The sequence below is a fragment of the Bacillus stratosphericus genome (genome assembly GCF_020524495.1).
Lineage (GTDB): Bacteria > Bacillota > Bacilli > Bacillales > Bacillaceae > Bacillus > Bacillus stratosphericus_B.
In genome coordinates this window covers 52,292-73,530 of the sequence record NZ_JAIVLB010000005.1, presented here as the reverse complement: position 1 = coordinate 73,530, position 21,239 = coordinate 52,292, and the positions used below count along the sequence as shown (strand labels likewise).

Genomic DNA, 21,239 nt, shown 5'->3' with positions numbered 1-21,239 from the left:
CCTCCATCTTTTCTACACCATCCGCTATGTATGACGGGTGGGGACTAGAACCTCGCAAGAGAACACAAAAACTCCCGTCCCTATGTTCGCAAGGCTCCTTGCAAACATAGGGACGAGAGTTTTTCCCGCGGTTCCACCCTATTTGCTGGTGTCGTAGCATCCAGCCGCTTTGTTTACGTTGCTCAAGAATGCCCTTCGTTACGCCTCCATCCTTAGCTCACACCGCCCTAAGGTCGCTTTTAATGGATTCTACGTAAGTACTTCTTTCTGTCAATGCAACATATTTGATCTTAGATGATCTTACAAAAAGTCATGGGAGATGTCAACTTTTGTTTTCGCCGCCCATAAGCTTTTTCATGGATTCCATTTGATTCATGAATTTTTTTGATTTTAAATAAAGGCCTGAATATTCGTCATAATAGTGATCGAGCACTTGACGAATTTCTTGTTTCGTCTGCGGTTTCACATCAACCGAACCGAGCCTTGATAAGTCAAAATAATGAAACAAACGGAGCAGCCTTGCAGCTGCTGGGGATAAGGGCAGTTTATAAGGATCTTTAGAAAAGCAATTTTGGCAAATGAATCCATTATCTCTAATCGAGAAATGGAACTGCCCTTCTTTTTGACCACAGTGGACACATTGATCCAGTTCAGGCTTCATCCCCATTACTGATAACATTTTGACCTCTACGATAAATAAAATAATATCAGCATCTGTGCCTTCATTGAGATGGCGCAGAGATTGAAGCAGGAGCTCAAATAAATAAGGGTTTGGCTTTTTTTCTTCTGTTCCTTTATCAAATAACTCTGTCATATATGCAGCATATGCGGTCAGAAATAAATCTTCCCGAATGGTCCGCATGCTTTCGATCATTTCACCTTGCTGGAGCGTTCCAAGTCCTGTTGATGATTGGATAAGGAAGGTTCCGTATAAGAACGGCTGGCTTATGGCTGACAGGCGGCTATTTGACTTTTTAGCGCCTCTTGCCATTACACCAAATTTCCCATGTTCTCTAGTGAGCAGCGTGACAATTTTGTTTGTTTCGCCATAATTTGTTGTTCTAAGGACAATTCCTTCACTTTTAATGAGCATTTGTCTACACTCCGAGCATTGGAGGGAGTCAAGATTTATAAAATTGGAAAATCAAGTCGTGCTATTTCTTCTTTAAGTACATCGGGTCTTTCCAGGTTCTCCTTTTCTAACTCTTTGAAAAGCAGATACGTGTCAACGCTGCCTGTTTGTGAAAATACGTTCCATGTAAAATTCAACATAAAAACCCCACCTTTCTTTATTAGAAGCAGCAACGCTACATCCAACATATTTAATTTTATCTTGACCAGACTACCTCCATTTCATAATAAACAATTTTTACTAATCGAGCCGCACTATTGTCAATTGCTCGTTTTTTAATATTCATCTTCTCTAAATCCAAAATCACGGAGGTGAGTGGATTTATTACGCCAGTCCTTCTGAACTTTTACCCAAAGCTCCAGATACACTTTTGAGCCTAGAAGTGCTTCAATATCTCTGCGCGCTTTTTGTCCCACTTCTTTTAATAAGCTGCCTCGTTTACCAATGACGATCCCTTTTTGCGAATCACGTTCGACGACAATGGTTGCCGCAACATGGACCTTACCATTTTCATCAGGCTTAATAGATTCGATCGCAACCGCAATACTGTGAGGAATTTCTTCTCTCGTTAAATGCAACACTTTCTCACGAATTAATTCAGAAATAATAAACCGCTCTGGGTGATCTGTTACTTGATCTGCTGGGTAAAATTGAGGCCCCTCTGGAAGAGAACCTTCAATCTGTTGAAGAAGCGTATCAATGTTGTTGCCTTCAAGAGCTGAAATTGGCACAATTTCCTTAAACGGATAACGTGTGCGGTATTCATCAATTAAAAGGAACAGTTCATCTGGGTGAATTTGATCAATTTTATTGACGACAAGGAATACAGGTGTAGATGTTTGCTTTAGTCGTTCAATAATGAATTCATCACCTTTGCCATAGCTTTCCTGTGCATTGATCATAAACAAGATCAGGTCGACTTCCTTCAGTGTATTTTGAGCCACTCTCATCATAAAATCACCAAGCTTATGCTTAGGTTTATGGATCCCTGGTGTATCGATAAAGATTGTTTGTGAGGTGTTCGTTGTCAGGACACCTTGGACTTTGTTTCGTGTTGTTTGAGGCTTATCACTCATAATGGCAATCTTTTGTCCAATGACACGATTAAGAAAGGTTGATTTTCCTACATTTGGTCTTCCAATAATTGAAACAAATCCTGATTTGAAGCTTTCGTTAGTCATTTAAATCCTCCGATGAAAATGCGCCTGGCAATAATTCGTTTACTGTAGTTTCGTATATATGTCCTTTTAAGTTCGTTAGAATCACTGGCATATCAGGTGCACATAGCTCTGAAATAACCTGTCTGCATGCGCCGCATGGTGAAACAGGTCGATCTGTATCAGCTACTACTGCAAGCATTTGAAAAGATGTAATGCCTTCTGAATAGGCTTTAAAAAGTGCTGTTCTTTCCGCACAATTACACATGCCATATGCCGCATTTTCAATGTTGCAGCCGCCATACACTTTTCCATTGTTCGACAATAATGCTGCACCGACTTTGAATTTAGAATAGGGTACATATGCAAAATCTCTTGCTTTAATTGCTTCTGAAATCAACTCTTGTTTGTTCATTCCTAGTTCCCACTTTCAGAAGAAATGGTATCACTGTCACATTTATATTTTACATAATTTACATGACATTTTCACGCCCATTTCCAATAATGTTAATAAATAGTAACATTGTTCTATTACATGATCTTCGGTAAAAAGATGATCAACCCAATCATAACCGAAATTGCGGCGTAAACGCAAACGGCGCCAGCTGCAGCGTCCTTCGCTCTCTCTGCAAGCGGATGCTTTTCATCTGTCAAAAGGTCCACTGTATGTTCAATGGCTGTATTGACAAGTTCAAGCGCAAACATCCCCCCGCACAAAAGCAGAACGATCATCCATTCAACTTGCTCAATCTGAAACCAACAGCCGCATATCACCACGATGATGGTTGCGACTGCGTGAAATCGAAAATTCCGTTCATTCAAGAAAGTTCGCCATATTCCTCTAAACGCATAATAAAAACTCCGAAAAAAACGGGCAAGCGGACTCCGTTTCTTACAATGATCTTGAAAGGCCATAATTATCCAATATTTTTGTCTGTTTGGCGAACATTTCTTTTTCATCTTCCTCTGTCATATGATCATAACCAAGTAAATGAAGAAAACCATGAATCGTTAAAAATCCAAGCTCTCTCATAAAGGAATGTCCATACTCCTCTGCTTGCTCTTTCGTTCGATCAACACTAATGATAATGTCACCGAGTACCGGCGGGATGTCATCAGCGCCAACGATTTCAATTTCCCCTTCGCCTTCTTCCTCAAGTGCAAAGGAGACCACATCTGTCGGCCCATCCTTCCCCCTGTATTCTTTGTTGATCTGATGAATTTCTTCGTTCGAGACGATTGTCACTGAAACTTCCGCTTGATCTTTTACCTCAAGGACATCAGCAGCAAATTGAAGAAGCTTTTCCACTTCTTCTAGCTGCTCTTTTGATACTTGTCCTGTTTCATCTATGAAATCGATTAACAATGTCATTTACTTCACCTTCTGCTTTGGGGCATCTGGATATTCAATCCGAGAATGGAAAATCCCCTTTAATGTTGTACAAATCGTTTGACTAATAATATTTAATTCTTTAAAAGTTAAATCACATTCACTAAATTGCCCGTCCTGCATTTTATCTGAAATTATGCCTTTGACAAGCTTTTCAATCCGTTCTGGATTTGGGTTATGCATCGAGCGTACCGCCGCTTCAACGCTGTCAGCCACAGAGATAATCGCCGCTTCTTTTGATTGCGGTTTTGGACCAGGATAACGAAATTCTTCTTCTGTCACCTGATCATCCCGTTCTTTTGCTTTATAATAAAAGAACTTTAAAAGCGATTTCCCATGATGCTGTTCTGCAATATCGACAAGCTCTTCTGGAAACTTCTTTTCTCTCAGCATATCAGCTCCATCTGTCGTATGGGCAATAATAATATTTTTACTCAACTGAGGAGAAAGCTTGTCATGCGGATTATCAATGTTCATTTGGTTTTCGATAAAGTATTGCGGCCTTTTCGTTTTCCCAATGTCATGATAATATGCGCCAACCCTCGCTAAAAGTCCGTTTGCTCCTACTGCTTCACATGCAGCATCCGCTAAATTGGCCACCATGACACTATGATGATATGTACCTGGTGTCTCTGTTAAAATCTTTTTAAGCAGCGGATGATTTGGGTTAGATAATTCAATGAGTTTCATTGTCGAAAGAATACCAAACATGCTCTCAAAAACAGGCATTAATCCAATGACCAAAATAGATGATGCAAACCCAGACACAATAGCCATCATTAGATTCACACCAATCTCAAGCCAAGATGGAGAGGAATTTTGGATCAGAGTAATGGATAGAACCACAAGAATATTCACCGCAGCAACCAAAAGCCCCGCCTGCAAAATTTTTGATCTCGCATTATGTTTTCTGAGAAACAAAATTCCTGCCATCCCGCTAATGAGATAGTAAGCGCAGATGACATAATTAAAGACGCCGGTAACTCCTTGATTAAACATCATACTGCCACAAAGGGCAAATACGAGACCAGAGAAGATCGCTAAGCGCTCATTGATGAGCAGCTTGATTAGCATCGTCCCAAGTGCCACTGGCACGACATAACCAATCGTTGTGTATTTTGTTTCCTGGAAGAGACTGAATACTTCCATGATGATTAAAATAATGGTGAAAATGAGCGAGTAGAGCAGTAATGATTTATTCTTATGGGCAACCGATTTCTTCCTCGTTTCAAATGAGTGAATAATGGCTGCTAAAAAGAGACCAATCAATATCATAAGACCGCTTACAGGCTTAAACAAATTTGAGCTATTTAATAGACCAGTTAGCTCTAATTTACGATAAACTTCCCGGTCGATGAGTTCCCCTTCCTCCACTAAAATTTGCCCTTGCTTGATTTGAATTGGCTGAATATTATCAGCTGCTTCTTGCCTTTTCTTCTCTGTTGCCACAGGATCAAATACATAGTTTGGAATAATCGCAAATTCACCAATTTCCTTTGCTGCATTTAAGTATTTTGACGGAATTGAATTGTTTTCAAGCTCTGTTTTCACTTTTTTTTTCTCATCGTGTAACTTAGCCGCTGTGATTTCCTTACTCATCAGTGAATTGACCACTGTGATGATGGAATCCTTTGTAAAAGAAAGATTTTCGTCACTTGCTTGGAGCAACACTTTAATGGATTGATCCGAAACAGCTTCCTGCATATCAGTTGTTAGTTTTTCTTTTACACGTTTGACTTGGGGATTCTCTTTTGCTGCTTTCTTTTCTTCCTTAATGGCTTCAAATAGGGATGAAATGAGATCGACACGATTATCAGAATACGCTTTTTTGAGCGTATATTGGTCTTCTACTTGATCCGTTGCTTCTTGTTTCTTTTCTTCTGTCGCTTCTTGATCATCAACGGTTGACGGAGAATAGATGGTCTGTTCACTCACTGAAAACAAATCTAAATCGAGCGATTCAGGCTTCACATGGAAGAAGAGCACCACAAACAGAATGGCTGCTAACGCAGCATATAACAACACGTTGATATGACGTGAGCGCTCCATTTTCTGAGGTTCTTTTTTAGACAGCAGTCTTTTGCGCTTACTGCCTTTCTGATTCTTTCTCAAGGAAAAGTCCCTCCTTTTTTACTTTAAACCACGATCGAAACAAAATGACCCGATGAAGACGATCGGGTCACTCAGTTCATTTTTGCTTTTCGTATGCTCCAATGATCTTTGCCACAAGCGGGTGTCTGACCACATCTGTTTGATCTAATTCAATGAATGAAATGCCCTTGATTTCTGCAAGCATGTCCTTTGCAGCTGCAAGCCCTGACTCCACACCCTTTGGCAGATCAATTTGTGTAATATCTCCTGTAATGACCATTTTAGAGCCAAACCCTAATCTCGTCAAAAACATTTTCATTTGGGCTGGCGTTGTATTCTGCGCTTCATCTAAAATAACAAATGCATCATCAAGCGTCCGCCCTCTCATATAGGCGAGAGGTGCTATTTCAATCACACCACGCTCAATTAAACGTTCCGTATGATCACTGCCAAGTACATCATGCAAGGCATCATAAAGTGGTCTTAAGTAAGGATCGACTTTTTCCTTTAAATCACCTGGCAGAAATCCAAGACTTTCTCCCGCTTCAACAGCTGGTCTTGTCAGGATAATCCGTTTCACATGTCCATTTTTCAGAGCATGTACTGCGTTGACCACTGCCAAATACGTTTTACCTGTACCAGCAGGCCCAATCCCAAAGACCAGATCATCTTTTTTCATTGCCGCAGCATATTCACGCTGGCCGATCGTTTTGACTCTGATGGACTTTCCTTTGGCATTTTTCGTAATTTCATCTTCATACATATTTTCAAAATAATTGAGCTTACTTTTTTGAGCCATTTTAATGGCATAGACAATATCCCGTTCTGAAATCTCGATACCTTTTCGAATGAGGTGTAAGAGAGATGTGATCAAATGGCTCGCTGTATCTCTTGATGCTTCCTGACCAGAAACATACACTTTTTCTCCACGCGTAATAATGGAGACATTCAGCTCGTTTTCCATCAGTTTCAGATAAGCATCTTGATTACCGAATAAAGCAATGGCTTCGTTTGGGCTATCCAATTTTTGTTGAATCTCAAGTAAATGTTCTGTCATTCTCTAGTCTCCCTGAACAATAGGTCTTGGTTGAACAATATCTTCTATTACTTGGTAAAGTATGATTAGCTTAACTTTACCATTCCCTGTTGTCTCGTGCAAAACTTTTTCACTTTTCACCTCGCCTGTTTGACCTAGCTTCTCTGCTAATTCTTTTTTACCCATTTTAATCCCTGCTTGAACCGCTTCTTTATTTGTGTATTCTCGATTTATTTTTTCACTTTCGCGTGTGATTTCCTTTTCGTAGGAGAATGGCAGTTGAACGTTCAAGAAATGAAGTGGATGAATTTCTGTTTCTGTTTTTGGGTGCTCAAAATCATCTTTTTTAAAGGTAAATCCCCAAAATAGCAGTGAACCTCCAAATAAGGAGAGCTTGTGCTTTGTCTTCATTTTACCCGTAAAGACGTCAAAAGATGTTTGAAGAGGGACAGAAACTTCAGAACGATACCATGTCTCACCATAAATATTTGCTTTAGCTCCTACTTTTTTTTGTTGATCTTCGCTTCCAATCAGTCCAGAAACGAGCATCTGACCCTTTTTCACATGTTCATCAACCTCGGCAAGCGGCTCTCCTTTTTCTACATACATTCTCGTGATGACTGCTTTTTTCTTAGCGACGATGTGCTGAGGACTTGTATATTTCTCTTTTTCTGGCTCATTTTTTTCAACAACTTTCATTTGAAACGTCGTTCCATTTAATTCTACGCCAACCCATGTAATGCTTTGAATATTGCTTGTCAGGGATTTTTGTATTTTTTCAGGTGTACCCATGAGAAACTGAAACCGGCCTTTTTGTACACCAATATCGTCTAAATGCTTTCTAATTTGATGTTCTGTCTCTGGATTGGCTCCTGTGATATCAATTTTCCATACCATATTTGAAAGGGCCAATATTGTCATCAAAAAGAAAACAATCCCAAGGGTAAATCCAATATTCCTTCTTGACCATAGGAGAAGAAACGGAAAACCCTTCTTTTGATGAAATGAGCATTTCACCTCATGATGTCTGCGCACTTTTCTAAAGGCATGTACATCTGATAAGCGAATAAATAAGCGCACGCTGTCTTGACGGCGGCTCACTTGAAAAATTGTGATTCCCTGTCTCGTGCACTCATTGATGACCCGCTCAATACCGCTTCCTTTGATCTCCACTTCCACTCTGCCAATAAAATAGGCAAACCATTTATTCTTCACGTTTCTCCCCTCCGCCAGTTAAGAATCAATATAACGGACCTCATCGATTTTCCCTTCTAATAAAATTTCTTCTGGCAAAATCGTTTTAATCACAAAATCTTTCCCTGAAATTATGCATTGTCCTTGTTTCAGCATCAGCCTTACCTCTTGATCACTGAAAAGTAAAAGCCCTTTGTGGTTCTCTATGTAAATGTGGAGTCTGCCAACCATCGTAATACGGGGAAGATCCATCATCACGTCCGGAGGGATTTCAAGTGTTCTTGTCAGCCATGCTTTAAGTCGATTTTTCCTTTTTCCCATTCAATAAGAACCCCTTCCCACCTCATGTGTATGAGATCAAAACTGAAAGATGGTGAGACTGATAAGAAAGCCTCTATATCATCCTATTCCTGAGCGGTTCATATCATGCTAATGAATCCCGTAAAACAGCGAGTTCATCGTTTATCAATTATTTTACTGATGGAAAACCGCAAAAAAAGCCCCCCTTTACAGGGGGCTTTCTTCTTACCTTTTATACGGCCGTTTCATCGTTCGATGTGGACTTTTAGCGCGGGGCTCTCCAAACACTTCGCCAAGAAGCATGCCTTGAACAACAGTGTTTTGGTTAAGCTTTTCAATGATGTGCGGCTTCATTTCAAGTGCTGAGACTTTTGGGCTTGCCAGCTGCCTTTCAAGCGATTGAAACTCTTTACTTAGCTCACTTTTTCGTTCTTCCATTTTGACTAGTGTATCCGTATAGCGATCTTGTAAGGACTGAGACGTTTTTTCCATCCGGCCATGATCATGTACATCGCCAAAATCGTCTTGCTGGTCCGTCACGACTGGATCGCGACTTGTTTGTTCTGTTTGCTTTTGGGGCATCGGCTTACGCTGAGGAGCCGGCTTGTTTTGCTCATTCTCCTCCTGTTTGCCAATTTTCCCAAAAACAACAGAGATGATACCGATGATAATCGCAATTAGTAATGGGTTTTCAAATAGAATGTCCAATGGGCTCCCTCCTTAAAACGTGAGAGGATGCTTATTTGTTTTCATTATCAGATGGACCTTTTGTCATTTTACCAAATGAATCTCTCATATCCGTATCAGCATCGATATTTTTAATGTTCATGTAGTCCATGACACCAATATTGCCTTCGCGTAGTGCTTCAGCCATTGCAAGTGGTACTTCAGCCTCTGCTTCTACTACCTTCGCGCGCATTTCTTCCACTTTCGCACGCATTTCTTGTTCTTGTGCAACAGCCATTGCGCGGCGTTCTTCCGCTTTAGCCTGTGCAATATTTTTGTCTGCTTCTGCTTGGTCTGTTTGCAGAATAGCCCCAATGTTCTTACCGATATCAACATCTGCGATATCAATCGAGAGAATTTCAAACGCAGTACCTGAATCTAATCCTTTTCCTAGAACCGTTTGAGAAATCATATCAGGATTTTCCAGAACCCTTTTATGATTATTTGATGAACCGATTGTAGAGACAATCCCTTCACCTACACGAGCAATGATTGTTTCTTCCCCTGCACCACCAACAAGTCGTTCGATGTTTGCACGAACTGTAATACGTGCTTTTGCTTTTACTTCAATCCCGTCCATTGCCACACCAGAGATAAATGGTGTTTCAATCACTTTAGGGTTTACACTCATTTGTACCGCTTCCAGTACGTCACGGCCTGCTAGGTCGATCGCTGCACAGCGTGCAAAATTTAATTCGATATTCGCACGTTGAGCGGCAATCAATGCATTTACTACACGGTCAACGTTACCACCTGCAAGATAGTGGCTTTCTAACTGGTTAATCGACACATCAAGACCTGCTTTATGTGCTTTGATGAGCGGATTCACCACTCGGTTTGGAATAACGCGACGAAGTCTCATTCCTACAAGTGTAAAAATGCTCACTCTTACGCCAGCCGCTAGGGCAGAAATCCACAGCATCACCGGTACAAAGGTGAAGAAGATCGATAAAACGATCAAACCTGCTACGATAATCACAAATAATAGTAATGTAGATGGATCCATTTTATTCCTCCTATAAATCAGTATATCTATACTTTCCTCACGACAATGCGTGAGCCTTCCGCTTTTACAATCTTGACTTGTTCATCCTTCTCAATAAACGCACCTTCAGATACAACGTCAACGCGCTCATCTCCTAGTAGAATCGTTCCAGACGGACGAAGTGCTGTTAAAGTGACAGCAATCTGTCCAACAAGATCCTCTCTTGTTTCATTGGAGACATAACCACTTTCTTTATTGGTTGAATCAGTTAAAATGAACTTTCTAAAAAACTTCATACGTTTCCCCAACACCTTTGTCAATATGATAACTGCTATGATTGAAACAGCAGTGGCAATCAAGATGGAAATCGCCATTTCTGTAAAGCTTCCAGCTGCTAAAAATAAGCTGACAACGACACAGATAAGTCCAATGACACCTACGATTCCCCCTGGCAAAACCAATTCAAGAATAATGAGCGCAATTCCTGCTAAAAACAGGAACAATGTCTCATACCCTGCAAAGCCTGCCACGAGATGACCATAAAAAAATAGAAGAAGCGCTGTAATCCCCATAGTGCCTGGAACCCCAAAGCCGGGAGAATAGAGTTCAACGATTAATCCTAAGCTTGCGATGGATAAAAGGATTGGAATGACGATTGGATGCGTGAGAAAACGCGCAACCTTTTCAGCAAAGCTCACTTCATCATATTGAACAGACACACCTGCTAAATTAAGCTTCTTAAGCAAGTCACCCATATTCTTGGCTTCACCTTCTGCGTAGCCAAATTGAAGCGCTCGATCTGTATTAAAGGTGAGCAATTCACCTTTTGGTGCGCCAGCTTCTTTTGCATCTATATCTACATCTGCCATTGCAAGAGCATACTTTGGATCACGCCCCTGCTTTTCCGCAGCATCACCCATTTCAGCAAGCCATAGAGATTCAGATTTTTGATCGGCTGCATTGCCTTCTCCATCAATGATCGCAGCAGCCCCCATCTTTCCGTTTGGGGTCATATAAATTTCATCAGCATTTAATGCAAGGAAGGCCCCTGCTGAAAGCGCTCTATGATTGACAAACGCTGTCACTGGGATATCGGACGAACGAATGGTATCTGCGATCTCAAGAGCCGCATCGACTGCACCGCCTGGTGTATTGATGTCAAGAATAATGTGTTTCGCCTGTTCGGACTCTGCTTGCTCAAATGATCGTTCAATGAATTTAGAAAGTCCTTTTTCTACTGTATCCTCAATTGGTATGACATGAACTCTCTGCTCTGCTGATTTCGCGGTCAATTGAACCCCTAATAACAAGCATATTATAAAACAACTGAAGAGAGCAATAGAAATTTTTATTTTTTTCATCTATTTGTTGATCACTCCTCTCCTTTTTTATTTTACCGTTCATTTACATTTACATACGTTACAAATGTATCATAGGTTTCATTTTTATATGACAGATTTAAGAGGGTATAAAAAAGTATCCTTCTAACAATAGAAGGATACTTTTTTATTGAGACAGCTGCTCGCTGACAAGTCTATTTATGACAGCACCATCAGCTTTACCTTTTACTTTTGGCATAATAGCGCTCATCACTTTACCCATATCAGCCTTCGTTGAAGCTCCTGTTTCAGCGATCGTTTCTTTCACAACCGTTTGCAGTTCTTCTTCAGAAAGCTGTTCAGGTAAATAAACGTCTAAGATGTCAATCTCTTTTTGAACTTTATCTACTAAATCTAAGCGATTAGCTTTCGAAAATTCATGGAGGGAGTCTTTACGTTGCTTAATCTCGCGGGAAAGGACGGTTAGTTCCTCATCGCTGGTCAAACTGTCTTTCTTAAGCTTTATTGCTTCATTTTGGAGTGAAGCCTTTACCATACGAATGACAACAAGCTTGTCTTTCTCACGGTTTTTCATCATCAGCTTCATATCAGAGTTTAATTGCTCAAGAAGACTCATAAATCCACCCTCTTTTAAAATTTGCGTTTTCTAGCAGCTTCGGACTTTTTCTTGCGCTTTACGCTAGGCTTTTCATAAAATTCACGCTTTCTTGCTTCTTGCAATGTTCCAGTTTTTGATACACTGCGTTTAAAGCGACGAAGAGCATCTTCAAGCGATTCGTTTTTTCTAACGACCGTTTTTGACATTCTCTTTCCCTCCCTCCGAATACACCAATCGACTGCATTAAAAAAAGATATACATGCAAACATGTACCTAGACATTATAATATAAGCCTAGTGTGAGGTCAACTAAGTGATTTGGAAATATATTTTCGTCATGAGCAGGTAGACAAGTCCATATATTTATTGGTAAGAGGAGGACTTTTCTATGATGGCGATCATTTATTTTTGTGCACTTATTTTCATTTTTTTATGGTCAATGGGTTTAATGAGAAAAGGATTAATGGCTCTCGCATCGTCTCGTATTGAGAAATCACTTCTTCTCTTTACAGATCACTCGTTAAAAGCATTCTTGGTTAGTATTGTGTTTACAGGTATTCTTCAAAGCAGTTCAGCGTTTATGGTCATTGTCATCGGCTTTGTGAGCACAGGCATTCTCACTTTTAAAAAGTCGATTCCGATGATCCTTGGGACCAATATCGGGTCCACTTTTACAACAGAATTTATTGCGATCAAAATGGACGTGTTCATGTGGATTTTGATTGCAGTTGGTCTTTTATGTATCATTTTTGGCCGAAGGTCCTTCAAATATGCGGGAAAAAGTATATTTGGACTTGGTATGATCTTTTTTTGCATTCAAGGCTTTTCAAAAATTGCGGGTATGATGACAAGCCAGCCAGAGACATTGCGTTTCCTTGAAATGATGCAGCACTCTGACTGGAGAGCTCTCGTCTCCGGTACGATTTTAACTGCCATTGTTCATTCGAGCTCTGTATGTATTGGCATTTTGATGGGCTTTATGAATGAAGGGACTGTGGCATTACAGGAGGGTATCAGTTTTGTTTTAGGATCCAATATCGGAACATGCATTACGGCTGTCATGGCTGCAATATCAGGCGGCTATGCAGCACGTCAAACGGCCTACGCACACGTCGTGTTTAATGTTCTCGGGGTTCTTTTGTGCCTGCCTTTTCTTGCCATTATCACTCAATTCGTTGCGCTTCTGGCGAGCTCTCCTGCACAGCAAATTGCCCACTTCAGTCTGCTGTTTAATGTCGCGAGTTCTCTACTCTTCTTCCCGTTTATTCGCCCTTTTCATGCGTTGATATTGTTTCTTTTGCCGAATCAGTCGAAATAAAAGAAACCGGATTGCCCTGTGGCAGCCGGTTTTTGATTATTATGAAGTCATTCTCACTTTATCTGTTTGCACGTCATCACTGATACGGACGAATTGTCCTTCGTTATAAGGATAACCTGCCTTTGTAATTTTCACTTTCACCAAACGACCAATCATATCCTCTGTACCTTCAAATACAACCTTCATATAGTTATCTGTATAACCAACATAAAGATTGTGTTTTCCATCTTGTTCTTTGAAGGATTCTTCTGGAATAATCTCTAAGACATCTCCTTCATATTCCGATGCATATTCTTTCGCAAGCTGGTCAGAAAGAGCGATTAAGCGATGAACGCGTTCGTTTTTCACATGTTCATCCACTTGATCTTCCATTCTTGCAGCTGGTGTACCTGTACGTTTGCTGTAAGGAAATACGTGGAGCTCAGAGAATTGATGGTCTTTCACAAAATTATAAGTTTCCATAAATTCTTCTTCTGTTTCCCCAGGGAATCCTACGATCACATCAGAGGTCACAGCAAGGCCTGGCAATGCTTTTTTCAGCTTTGTTAAACGCTCTGCAAAAAATTCCATCGTGTATTTACGGCGCATTCTTTTCAGCACAGTATTAGAGCCAGATTGAAGCGGAATGTGTAAATGCCTGACAATTTTATCTGACTGATCGAGCACTTCAATCACTTCATCTGTAATTTGACTTGCTTCAATGGATGAAATGCGGATTCGTTTTAAGCCAATCACACGTTCATCTAATTCTTTCAGAAGCTTAGCAAAGTCATAATCTTTAAGGTCTTCACCGTATCCGCCTGTATGAATACCTGTTAACACAATTTCTTTATAGCCGGCAACCACAAGCTGCTGCGCTTGATTGATGACCTCTTCTGGATCACGAGAACGAAGAAGTCCACGAGCCCAAGGGATGATGCAGAATGTACAGAAATTGTTACAGCCTTCTTGGATTTTTAAAGAAGCACGTGTGCGGTCTGTAAAAGCAGGAACATCTAGCTCTTCAAACACGCGTGCTTTCATGATGTTGCCAACTCCATTGATCGGTTGTCTTTCTCTACGGTATTCTTCAATGTAACCAAGCAATTGATGTCTGTCTTGTGTTCCAACCACAATATCAACGCCAGGAATGGCCATGATTTCTGCCGGAGACGTTTGTGCATAACAGCCTGTTACACAAATGACACCATCTGGGTTATGACGAATGGCTCTTCTAATGACTTGACGGCTTTTTTTATCGCCTGTATTCGTAACCGTACATGTATTAATAACATATACGTCTGCCTTTGATTCATAATCTTTTCTTTCAAAACCCGCTTCTTTAAACAGCTGCCAGATGGCTTCTGTTTCATAGTGATTGACCTTACAGCCAAGTGTATGGAACGCTACTGTTCCCATAATGATTCACCTCTTAATAACTCTGTTTGATAAGAAATAGCAGAAAGCGCGTAAAGAGGAGCTGTTTCCGTTCTTAAAATGCGTGGTCCAAGTCCACAAATGACTGCACCTAGCTTTTCAAGCTCTTCAATCTCCTTTTCTGTCAAACCGCCTTCAGGCCCAAAAACAATTAATAGGGTTTGTCCGCCTTTCATCTGTTGAAGCACAGTTTTAAACCTGCTTTGCTCTCCTTCTTTCGATAATTCTTCGTAGGCAACGACACATTTATCGAATTCACCGGCCATTTGAATCAGCTCTTTACACGTTGATACTGGAAGAACACGGGGAATGATATTCCGATAGGACTGCTCGGCTGATTCTTTTGCTATTTTTTTCCATCGCTCTCGTTTTTTATGTGACTTCTTTTGGTCAAGCTTTGTAATGGAACGAGCCGCTTGAAACGGCACAAAAGCACTCGCGCCAAGCTCGGTACCCTTTTGGATAATCAGCTCAAACTTATCTCCTTTTGGCAGACCACTTGCTATCGTCACCCTAATCGGAAGTTCTCTATTTTGATTCGTCCAGCCTTTAAGGTGACAAATCACTTCTTCCTTTGTTATTGTATCAATTTTACTGAGCGCTTCAAAGCCGTCTGTCGTTAAGCAAAGGATGTCCTGCCCTGCTTTCATCCGCATGACGTTTGAAAGGTGATGTACATCTTCACCTTTTATGACGATGGCTCCCTTTGCCATCACTTCCTCTTTCGTGAGGTCGATAAAATATCGTTGCATACGTGACTGACACCTACTCGCTTTATTTTTTCGCTATAATGCTGACCCAATCTTCCATTGACAGCACTTCCACAATCTCAAAACCAGCTTCTTCTAGTGCCGTTTTGACTTGTAACTTCTTCTGACCGATGATTCCTGATGTAATGAAATAGCCATTTTTCTTCAATAAGGCATATGCTTGATCTGTAAATCGTAAAATGACCTCTGCAAGAATGTTGGCAACGATCACATCACGTTCACCTGAAATACCATCAAGTAAATTGTTTTGCTTCACAGTCACTTGATCACGAACACCATTTAGATCAATATTTTGCTTCGCACTTTCAACTGCAACGGCGTCGAGATCAAAGGCATGAATGTCTCTCGCACCAAGTATCGCTGCAGCAATACTTAAAACCCCAGATCCTGTTCCAACATCAATCACCGTATTGTTTTCCTTCACATAACGCTCAAGCGCCTGAATGCAAAGGACTGTTGTTGGATGCGTACCTGTTCCAAATGCCATGCCAGGGTCCATTTCAATGATCAGTTCATCAGAATGAACAGGTGTATATTCTTCCCATGTTGGAACGATGGTGAATTTTTCAGAAATTTTCACAGGATGATAGTATTTCTTCCATGCAGTTGCCCATTCTTCTTCATTTACTTCACAAATAGACAGCGTATTTCGTCCAAGGTCAATATCATATAGAAGAAGATTGTTGATGGCTTCTTTGATCTCATCTACCGTTTCCATCAAAAAGCTGTTCATCGGAAGATAAGCTTTGACAATAACGCCTTCATCCGGATAATCATTCGGATCGAGCTGGTAGATCTCACCGTATACATTTTCACGTTCCTTGAATAAATCAAGCGGGTCCTCAATCACGACACCACTAGCACCTGCTTCATGCAAAATATTGGTGATCGGTTCCACCGCTTCATTTGTTGTGTGGACGCTAATCTCTGACCACTTCAATACTACCAACTCCTTATCCATCTTACTCCCCTTTAAATGCGCGTTTTACCTTATCAAAGAAGCTCATTTCTTGTTCGTCCGGTTTATTTCCGCTCACTTCAGCAAATGTTCTAATGATATCTTTTTGATTTTCAGTTAAATTCGTTGGTGTGACTACCCGTACCACGATATGCTGATCGCCTTGGCCATAGCCTCGTACATTTTTTATACCTTTTCCTTTTAGTCTAAACTTCGTACCAGTTTGAGTGCCTGCAGGAACTTTTAATTTTACTTTTCCGTGTAATGTAGGTACTTCAATTTCATCACCTAATGCGGCCTGCGCAAAGGTAAGAGGCATTTCACAGTAAATGTCATCTCCGTCACGTTCAAAGAATTCATGCGCACGCACATGGAAAACAACGAAAAGATCGCCTGAAGGTCCTCCATTGACACCTGGTTCACCTTGACCAGATACTCTGAGCTGCTGACCATCATCCACACCTGCTGGGATCGTCACGTTGATTTTCTTACGCTTACGCACTTTACCAGATCCACCACATGTTGAACATTTGTGATCAATTTGTTTTCCAGTTCCGCTACAGTAGTTACACACTCTGCGGTTGACTACTTTACCAAATGGTGTTGATTGCTCAACATTTAATTGGCCAGAACCGCCGCAATGTGAACATGTCTTTGCTTGCGTTCCAGGCTTTGCACCTGATCCATAACATGTTTCACAGGTTTCTTCACGAGGGATTTCAACGGTTGCTTCCTTCCCAAATGCCGCTTCTTCAAACGAAAGCGTCATTGTATACTGAAGATCCGCTCCTTGACGCGGTGCATTCGGATCTCTTCTTCTGGTTCCGCCACCAAAAATACTAGAGAAGATGTCATCAAAGCCGCCGAAGCCGCCAAAATCTCCTCCGTCGCCAAAGCCGCCGCCGCCGAAGCCTTGGTTTGGATCGGTATGACCGAACTGGTCGTAATGCGAGCGTTTTTGATCGTCAGAAAGGGTTTCATAGGCTGCTTTTACTTCTTTGAATTTTTCATCTGAGCCAGCTTCTTTATTAATATCAGGGTGATACTTTTTTGAAAGCTTGCGGTATGCCTTTTTGATTTCGTCTTTTGAGGCGCTCTTACCAACGCCAAGCACTTCATAGTAATCACGCTTACTCATCTCTTCACACTCCCGATTTTCTCACATAAATACGATTGTATCATTTTGATTCGACATTTTTCAATTCCTTTTCATCGTTGAAAAGGAAAAAGTCAAAGCCAAGAGATCCTGACTTTGACTTTCCGACGAGTACGTTTCAGCAGTCTTTTTCAAAAGTAAAGGAGGTAATTATTTTTTCTCTTGATCGTCGCTTACTTCTTCGTATTCTGCATCCACTACATTTTCATCTGCTTTTTGAGCACCTTCAGCGCCTTCTTGCTGAGCTTGTGCTTGTTTTGCAGCTTCTTCATAGAGCTTAGTCGTTAATTCTTGAACGATTGTTTGCAGCTCATCTTTTTTCGCTTTGATGTCTTCAAGCTCGCCTTTTTCAATCGCAGATTTTAATGCATCTTTTGCTTCATTTGCTTTTTTGACTTGCTCTTCATCGATTTTGCCTTCTAGATCTTTTAATGTTTTTTCTGTTGTAAACACTAATTGATCTGCTTCATTGCGTATTTCGATTTCTTCTTTTTTCTTTGCATCTGCTTCAGCATTTTCTTCTGCTTCTTTCACCATTTTTTCGATCTCATCTTCAGAAAGACCTGAAGAAGATTTGATTGTAATGTTTTGTTCTTTTCCAGTGCCCATATCTTTTGCACGTACGTTGACAATGCCGTTTTTATCGATATCAAAAGATACTTCGATTTGCGGTACGCCGCGTGGTGCTGGCGGGATATCAGTCAATTGGAAACGACCTAATGTTTTGTTATCTGCTGCCATTGGGCGTTCACCTTGCAGCACGTGGATATCTACAGCTGTTTGGTTGTCAGCAGCCGTTGAGAATACTTGAGACTTACTTGTTGGAATTGTTGTATTACGTTCAATCAGCTTTGTGAATACGCCGCCCATTGTTTCAATTCCTAAAGAAAGTGGTGTCACGTCAAGAAGTACAACGTCTTTCACATCTCCTGTGATCACTCCACCTTGGATTGCAGCACCAAGTGCAACCACTTCATCAGGGTTTACGCCTTTATGAGACTCTTTCCCTGTTTCTTTTTTGATGGCTTCTTGAACTGCAGGAATACGAGTTGATCCACCAACAAGGATGACTTTATCAATCTCGCTAGCAGATAAACCAGCATCTTTTAGTGCTTGACGTACAGGGGTCATTGTACGCTCAACAAGGCCAGCAGAAAGCTCTTCGAATTTAGCACGAGTTAACGTTAACTCAAGGTGAAGAGGACCTGCTTCTCCAGCTGTGATAAATGGCAGTGAAATTTGTGTAGATGATACACCTGAAAGATCTTTTTTCGCTTTTTCAGCAGCATCTTTTAAACGCTGAAGCGCCATTTTATCTTTAGAAAGATCAATCCCATTTTCTTTTTTGAATTCAGCCACTAGATGATCAATAATGACTTGGTCAAAATCGTCTCCACCTAGTCGGTTGTCCCCAGCAGTTGAACGCACTTCAAATACGCCGTCTCCAAGCTCAAGGATTGAAACGTCAAATGTACCGCCACCAAGGTCGTATACCAGAATCGTTTGATCTTCTTCTGTTTTATCTAAACCATAAGCAAGAGCAGCTGCTGTTGGTTCGTTGATGATACGTTCTACTTCAAGACCAGCAATTTTACCTGCATCTTTTGTTGCTTGGCGTTCTGCATCGTTGAAGTAAGCAGGAACTGTAATCACTGCTTTTGTTACTTCTTCGCCAAGATAACCTTCAGCATAAGATTTAAGATGTTGAAGAATGATTGCCGAGATTTCCTGCGGTGTGTAGTTCTTGCCTTCAACTTCTACTTTATAATCTGTACCCATATGTCTTTTGACAGACATGATTGTGTTCGGGTTTGTAATTGACTGACGTTTAGCCACTTCACCTACTTGACGCTCTCCGTTTTTAAAAGCGACAACAGATGGTGTTGTACGTGCTCCTTCAGCGTTTGCAATGACTTTTGGCTCGCCGCCTTCAAGTACTGCAACACATGAGTTTGTTGTTCCTAAGTCAATCCCAATGATTTTACTCATATTTGATGACCTCCCATTATGTAGTTATTGATTTACTTTTACCATTGATGGACGAATAACTCGGTCTTTGAGTTTATAGCCCTTTTGCAATTCTTCTACAACAATATTTGAATCGTAGTTTTCATCTTCAACTTTCATGACGGCTTGATGAAGGTTTGGATCGAACTCTTTTCCGGCAGCGTCAATTGGTTCAACGCCTTCATTTTTCAACGCATCTACAAGCTGCCGGTAAACCATTTGCATTCCTTCTAACAAACTTTTCGTCTGCTCATTGTCTGGATCGATTCCAAGCGCTCTTTCAAAGTTGTCAAGAGCTGGGAGAAGATCGCTGACAACATGTTGAGAACGATATTTTTGCACGGTCTCCACTTCAGTTCGAGCACGGCGTTTATAGTTTTCAAAATCTGCTTGAACACGCAGAATTTTGTTTTCTTTTTCATCTAGAAGCTGCTGCAATTCTTCAATCTTCTCTTGAAAGACAGTCTGTTCATCACGCTTTGCTTCCTCATTATCTGCTTGAACTGCTTCTTCTTGTGCTTCAACCTCTGCTTCTTGCTCAGGTGTCTGTTTTTCTTCTGACATTGTGTTCACCTCCCTCAAAAGATTCAAGAATACGAAAGGGCTGTGCCCTCATTGATGATCACCCTACTCATCATACAAATTGGAAAGTGCGTTTGACAAGTCTTTTGATACATGATGTAAGAGACTAACGACTCTCCCGTAATCCATGCGGGTTGGGCCGATGACGGCAATGGAGCCGAGAGATTTTTGATCAATCGAATAGGTCGCAGTGATGAAGCTACAGTTCTCCATTGCTTCCAAAATGTTTTCTGAGCCGATTTTAATGGTGATTCCTTGCTGATTTGGATGAAACAGCTGCATGACATCATTCTTTTTCTCAATGAGCATCATGAGTGATCGAATGCGGTCAATGTCATGAAACTCTGGCTGATTCAACATATTAATCTTCCCGCCAAAGAAAAGTTTTGATTCATTTTGTGTCGATGTAAATGTGTTGCCAAGCGCATCTAAAATATGATCATAATCTTTTAAGTGCGTACGAAGCAGCATGACGACTTCTTTATACATCCTGTCCTTCAACTGATCCATCGGAATCCCAACTAGGCGACTGTTTAGAATATTCATCAGCTTCTCAATATCGGAGACATCAAGATGCTCAGAGAAGGTTATGGTCTTGCTTTCAACATGTCCGCTGTCTGTAATCATGATCGCGACTGCTTTGTTTGGCTGGACGGGGACAAGCTGAATTTGCTTTAATCGATTTTCACATAGCTTTGGACCAAGTACAATCGATGTATAGTTTGTGAGATCTGATAAAATTTCCGCCGATTTTTGAACTGTTTTTTCCAGCTCAAAAATTTTCTCCTGAAAAGCTGATTGGATGAGCACAAGCTCTTTAAACGACAGTTTTCGCGGAGAGAGCAAATGATCTACATAATAACGATATCCTTTTTCGGATGGAATTCTTCCTGATGAAGAGTGGGTTTTTTCAATAAAACCAAGTTCCTCCAAATCAGCCATTTCGTTTCTAATCGTCGCAGAGCTGAATGTCATGTCTTCTTTTTTAGAAAGAGTTCTTGACCCAACTGGCTGCGCAGAACGAATAAAGTCATTAATGATGACTTGCAGAATCAAAAGCTGACGATTTGTTAACATCATCATC

23 protein-coding genes are annotated in these 21,239 nt (G+C 40.8%); 1 reads left to right on the top strand and 22 read right to left on the bottom strand.

Annotated elements, in window-relative coordinates:
- Positions 1-322: 322 nt before the first annotated feature.
- The 15 genes from recO to rpsU all read right to left on the bottom strand — a co-directional run bounded on the left by recO (position 323) and on the right by rpsU (position 12,155).
- On the bottom strand, positions 323-1,093 hold the full coding sequence (gene recO / locus LC033_RS03250) for a DNA repair protein RecO (RefSeq protein WP_226566832.1): 771 nt from the start codon (positions 1,091-1,093) through the stop codon (positions 323-325).
- A 35-nt stretch (positions 1,094-1,128) separates the two neighbouring features.
- On the bottom strand, positions 1,129-1,272 hold the full coding sequence (locus LC033_RS03245) for a YqzL family protein (protein ID WP_226566831.1): 144 nt from the start codon (positions 1,270-1,272) through the stop codon (positions 1,129-1,131).
- A gap of 135 nt (positions 1,273-1,407) precedes the next feature.
- A complete protein-coding gene (gene era / locus LC033_RS03240) occupies positions 1,408-2,313 on the bottom strand; it encodes a GTPase Era (protein ID WP_226566830.1) in 906 nt (301 codons plus the stop codon).
- A complete protein-coding gene (locus tag LC033_RS03235) occupies positions 2,306-2,704 on the bottom strand; it encodes a cytidine deaminase (protein WP_226566829.1) in 399 nt (132 codons plus the stop codon). The genes era and LC033_RS03235 overlap by 8 nt, the downstream gene beginning before the upstream one ends.
- A 116-nt stretch (positions 2,705-2,820) precedes the next feature.
- Entirely contained in the window at positions 2,821-3,204 is a 384-nt protein-coding gene (locus LC033_RS03230; protein WP_226566828.1) for a diacylglycerol kinase family protein, read from the bottom strand.
- Entirely contained in the window at positions 3,182-3,661 is a 480-nt protein-coding gene (gene ybeY / locus LC033_RS03225; protein WP_226566827.1) for an rRNA maturation RNase YbeY, read from the bottom strand. Before ybeY ends, LC033_RS03230 begins: the two co-directional genes overlap by 23 nt.
- On the bottom strand, positions 3,662-5,791 hold the full coding sequence (locus tag LC033_RS03220) for an HD family phosphohydrolase (protein WP_376776393.1): 2,130 nt from the start codon (positions 5,789-5,791) through the stop codon (positions 3,662-3,664). It abuts the gene before it with no gap.
- Between the two features lie 76 nt (positions 5,792-5,867).
- Entirely contained in the window at positions 5,868-6,827 is a 960-nt protein-coding gene (locus tag LC033_RS03215; RefSeq protein WP_226566826.1) for a PhoH family protein, read from the bottom strand.
- A gap of 3 nt (positions 6,828-6,830) precedes the next feature.
- The gene (gene yqfD / locus LC033_RS03210) at positions 6,831-8,021 is read right to left on the bottom strand and encodes a sporulation protein YqfD (RefSeq protein ID WP_226566825.1); all 1,191 of its coding nucleotides are present in this window, start codon (positions 8,019-8,021) and stop codon (positions 6,831-6,833) included.
- 18 nt (positions 8,022-8,039) lie between these two features.
- The gene (yqfC, locus tag LC033_RS03205) at positions 8,040-8,321 is read right to left on the bottom strand and encodes a sporulation protein YqfC (RefSeq protein WP_012010618.1); all 282 of its coding nucleotides are present in this window, start codon (positions 8,319-8,321) and stop codon (positions 8,040-8,042) included.
- A gap of 204 nt (positions 8,322-8,525) precedes the next feature.
- The gene (locus tag LC033_RS03200; protein WP_226566824.1) at positions 8,526-9,008 is read right to left on the bottom strand and encodes a YqfB family membrane protein; all 483 of its coding nucleotides are present in this window, start codon (positions 9,006-9,008) and stop codon (positions 8,526-8,528) included.
- A 31-nt stretch (positions 9,009-9,039) separates the two neighbouring features.
- Positions 9,040-10,032 carry a flotillin-like protein FloA gene (floA, locus tag LC033_RS03195; RefSeq protein ID WP_226566823.1) on the bottom strand — a complete coding sequence of 331 codons (993 nt, stop codon included), beginning with the start codon at positions 10,030-10,032 and terminating at the stop codon, positions 9,040-9,042.
- A 26-nt stretch (positions 10,033-10,058) separates the two neighbouring features.
- Entirely contained in the window at positions 10,059-11,372 is a 1,314-nt protein-coding gene (locus LC033_RS03190) for an NfeD family protein (RefSeq protein WP_226566822.1), read from the bottom strand.
- A 145-nt stretch (positions 11,373-11,517) separates the two neighbouring features.
- Positions 11,518-11,967: a GatB/YqeY domain-containing protein gene (locus LC033_RS03185; RefSeq protein WP_226566821.1), complete on the bottom strand. Its 450-nt coding sequence runs from the start codon at positions 11,965-11,967 to the stop codon at positions 11,518-11,520.
- A 14-nt stretch (positions 11,968-11,981) separates the two neighbouring features.
- The gene (gene rpsU, locus LC033_RS03180) at positions 11,982-12,155 is read right to left on the bottom strand and encodes a 30S ribosomal protein S21 (RefSeq protein ID WP_003152957.1); all 174 of its coding nucleotides are present in this window, start codon (positions 12,153-12,155) and stop codon (positions 11,982-11,984) included.
- A gap of 181 nt (positions 12,156-12,336) precedes the next feature.
- Between rpsU and LC033_RS03175 the strand changes: the two genes are divergently transcribed.
- Positions 12,337-13,266, top strand: a complete 930-nt coding sequence (locus tag LC033_RS03175) for a Na/Pi symporter (protein WP_226566820.1) — start codon at positions 12,337-12,339, stop codon at positions 13,264-13,266.
- 39 nt (positions 13,267-13,305) lie between these two features.
- On the opposite strand, the gene mtaB is transcribed toward LC033_RS03175, so the two are convergent.
- The 7 genes from mtaB to hrcA form a co-directional block, all read right to left on the bottom strand.
- Positions 13,306-14,664, bottom strand: coding sequence for a tRNA (N(6)-L-threonylcarbamoyladenosine(37)-C(2))-methylthiotransferase MtaB (gene mtaB / locus LC033_RS03170; protein WP_226566819.1), 1,359 nt, complete (start codon positions 14,662-14,664; stop codon positions 13,306-13,308).
- A complete protein-coding gene (locus LC033_RS03165) occupies positions 14,652-15,434 on the bottom strand; it encodes a 16S rRNA (uracil(1498)-N(3))-methyltransferase (protein WP_226566818.1) in 783 nt (260 codons plus the stop codon). Before LC033_RS03165 ends, mtaB begins: the two co-directional genes overlap by 13 nt.
- Positions 15,435-15,456: 22 nt before the next feature.
- Entirely contained in the window at positions 15,457-16,392 is a 936-nt protein-coding gene (gene prmA / locus LC033_RS03160) for a 50S ribosomal protein L11 methyltransferase (protein WP_226566868.1), read from the bottom strand.
- Between the two features lie 22 nt (positions 16,393-16,414).
- Entirely contained in the window at positions 16,415-17,548 is a 1,134-nt protein-coding gene (dnaJ, locus tag LC033_RS03155; RefSeq protein ID WP_226566817.1) for a molecular chaperone DnaJ, read from the bottom strand.
- Between the two features lie 168 nt (positions 17,549-17,716).
- The gene (gene dnaK / locus LC033_RS03150) at positions 17,717-19,555 is read right to left on the bottom strand and encodes a molecular chaperone DnaK (protein WP_226566816.1); all 1,839 of its coding nucleotides are present in this window, start codon (positions 19,553-19,555) and stop codon (positions 17,717-17,719) included.
- A 24-nt stretch (positions 19,556-19,579) separates the two neighbouring features.
- A complete protein-coding gene (gene grpE, locus LC033_RS03145; RefSeq protein ID WP_226566815.1) occupies positions 19,580-20,137 on the bottom strand; it encodes a nucleotide exchange factor GrpE in 558 nt (185 codons plus the stop codon).
- Between the two features lie 63 nt (positions 20,138-20,200).
- On the bottom strand, positions 20,201-21,232 hold the full coding sequence (hrcA, locus tag LC033_RS03140; RefSeq protein WP_226566867.1) for a heat-inducible transcriptional repressor HrcA: 1,032 nt from the start codon (positions 21,230-21,232) through the stop codon (positions 20,201-20,203).
- Between the last annotated feature and the right edge of the window lie 7 nt (positions 21,233-21,239).